This window comes from Collinsella sp. TF07-1 (assembly GCF_003437235.1).
Classification (GTDB): Bacteria; Actinomycetota; Coriobacteriia; order Coriobacteriales; family Coriobacteriaceae; genus Collinsella.
On record NZ_QSRV01000043.1, the window covers coordinates 1 to 2,623 of the forward strand.

The 2,623-nt window shown below is 54.2% G+C and carries 3 protein-coding genes; 1 reads left to right on the forward strand and 2 read right to left on the reverse strand.

Annotated elements, in window-relative coordinates:
• The coding region (locus tag DXC67_RS10715) for a hypothetical protein (RefSeq protein WP_233503231.1) at positions 1–224 on the forward strand (224 nt) is incomplete at its 5' end.
• A gap of 269 nt (positions 225–493) precedes the next feature.
• Here DXC67_RS10715 and DXC67_RS10010 read toward each other — a convergent pair.
• Both DXC67_RS10010 and DXC67_RS10015 read right to left on the reverse strand, forming a co-directional pair.
• Positions 494–1,012 (reverse strand): hypothetical protein, encoded by a 519-nt coding sequence (locus DXC67_RS10010; RefSeq protein WP_147327789.1) that lies wholly within the window; start codon positions 1,010–1,012, stop codon positions 494–496.
• 142 nt (positions 1,013–1,154) lie between these two features.
• The gene (locus DXC67_RS10015; protein ID WP_117638257.1) at positions 1,155–2,453 is read right to left on the reverse strand and encodes an ATP-binding protein; all 1,299 of its coding nucleotides are present in this window, start codon (positions 2,451–2,453) and stop codon (positions 1,155–1,157) included.
• Positions 2,454–2,623: the final 170 nt, after the last annotated feature.

Below are 2,623 nucleotides of genomic sequence, written 5' to 3' on the forward strand. Positions count from 1 at the left end.
CACGACATGGAGCCGGGCGCCACACGGCTCCCGTCAACAATCTGTCACTGAAGAGCCAGCACTACAACGCGAAGCTGCTCAAGGGCGTTCCCGACGGCCAGAACCCGCTGGGGCCCGTGAACCGGATGCGCTACTTCATGCAGTGCTTCCTGAGGGCTCATCCCGGCTCCAACCGGGACGACATGCGGGGCTGTGGCTATGAGTCCGCCCGAGGACAAGCTTGAGAAGGTCGCGATGGTGCTCGATCGGGCAATGCGATACCCGAAAACGCTCAGGTTCAGGCAGTTCTATGCAAGAAAGCCCAGTTCAGATGAGTTCGACGAGCAATATTTATCAACACAGTGCAAGGGGGGATTATATTTGTATTTCATCCGTGTTGAGCTTCACACGGTGCGCGACTCATCGCAAACTGGCGGGCGCAGCGGAAAGAAAACCGACTGCAGACGAACGATCGATATCGGGAGCAAATAGCCACCGGATGCTTTTCGGTCTCCTACGCGTCGACCTCCGCGATTTCTTCTGCGTCTCGCCAAGTTGAAAGGAGCGATGTCGAAAACTTCTTTTCGGTTAGCGTCAAGACATCCTTCACGCAAAAACCTTTCAATTTGTCAGGAAGCCCAAAACGCGCTTTTTTCCTAATCGAGCTGGCAACCCGCTTCAACGCGGTCTTGTTCTTGTCCTCGTTGTATACCAAAACAAAGACGCAGTGCTCGCGAAACCATCTCGTCCTCTTTCCCCACAGGTCCGAGCAGATCAAAACGCTGTCCTTGCACTTCTCGATGAGGGCGTCCCTTTGGCCAAGATTGATACCAAGCTCTTCGTCATCCTTGGGATTGAGCCTCTTCCCCAGCGTCTCCTTCAGACTGCCGTTTTTAAATTCGACTAGATATAACGTTTCCCGATCGCAATACAGCGCATCGGCGGAGCGCGGGAGTTGCATCCACCTATTGACCTTCTTGCAGTAGCATTCTTTAACAGAGTCAAAATTGACAACAGGCAAATCGTCATCCACAAGAGAGACGCTCCCGTCTCTGGATGTTTTGGAGATGGTCGACGTGCAGTCCCTTAGGATACAGGTCCTGCAACGGGAGCAACCATCGCTGCCATCTGGCACCGCGGGAGAGTTCGGATGAGGGCAGGAGGCGCACAGGTCGCTACTCAAGGCCGTACTCCTCCCTCTCAAGCGTATCAAAAGGAGCCGCCAGCTTCTCGTAGGCGACCTCAGTCGAGCCGGTTATATCGGCAAAGCGAGAGCGTCCATCAGTGCAGGTCTCCGCAAGATAATATGAGCACAATCCATCAACAGCGTGCTTCTTAGAATACACTTCGATCGCATTCAGGAAATATGGACTATGGGTGCTCATTAAGACGTGCATCCCGAGCTCTTTCTGGAGCAGCACGATTATCTCGGCGAAGGCCAGCTGCCATGCAGGATGAAGATGAATCTCGGGTTCATCGAGGATAATAGTCCCTCCGGCATCTAGCACGCCGGACTTCAAGAGCACCTTCATGATGGCGAACGTCTTCAAGCCAGCAGAAAGGTTCCCAGGCTCCAACCCCCGAGCGAAGCCCTCTTCGAGATACGTAAGGTGACCGCGACTTTCGCTCCTCTCGAAATGCCCCGGACATAAGGAGGAAACCTTGTCCATGAGAACCTTCAGGTGTCGCTCCTTCGCGATCTCTTCGAACAGCGAGGACTCGCTGTCATCGTTACGGATGGTCGCCTGAATCAAATCTTGCCGCAGCTCCTCCTGGTGTCCAAGGAGGGGCTTGAACCGAAAAGCGGGGCCGTAGGGTCCTCCGAGAGAATCGATCAGGAACGGGTCGTCCAGATAATGCGCCCTGAATCGCAAAACCCTCCTATCGTGCACCTCCGCCACCTCGTCACTTGCAACCGAGAAAACCGTAGATGCGTCCTTTATCTGGAGTTCGACCTTCCCGGGCTCTTCGCCGAAAACCGAATTGATCTGGCCGTTGAACTCGCTTCGGAACCTGTTTGTCGCAATCGCACGAAATACCTCATCATCGGAGATATCCATGATCTCGATAATCTGATCGGCAACTCCTGCTACGCCATTCGTGAAATCGGATTCGATCTCACGGGAGATCTCCTCCCCGTAATACTCCTTTATCTCATCAATAAGCTCGTCCCTCGTGCACTCGCCCGAAAAAACCCTGTCGATGAAACTATTCATTCTTCCAGCAGTTCGCCTGTGGCGAGACGTGGAGTCGAGAGGGCTTCCCACATATGCCTTCCTGATGGCGCGCTCAACACTATTGCGCCTCATGCGGTCGATTTTGTTCTCCGAATCGGACATGCTGTTGAAGGCCGCATAAAGCGCTTTTCCAACCGTGCTTTTCCCCGTCCCGTTCTCCCCGGCGATCACGGCAATACCATTAATCTCGATATCGGCCTCAGCGACCCTGCCGATGTTTTTCATCTTGATTTTCAATGCATATCACCAGCTCTAAACTCGCGAGACTCAATAGCTCGATTATCGCACAGAGAGATCGACTTCTCGAGGACTCCCTAAATGGAACGCGCGGTGAGGACATGGCTCGCCGCCGTCCGCTTCGCGTTCGCGCGGGGGGAGGTGACGACCAGGGACCTCTCCGGGCTCAT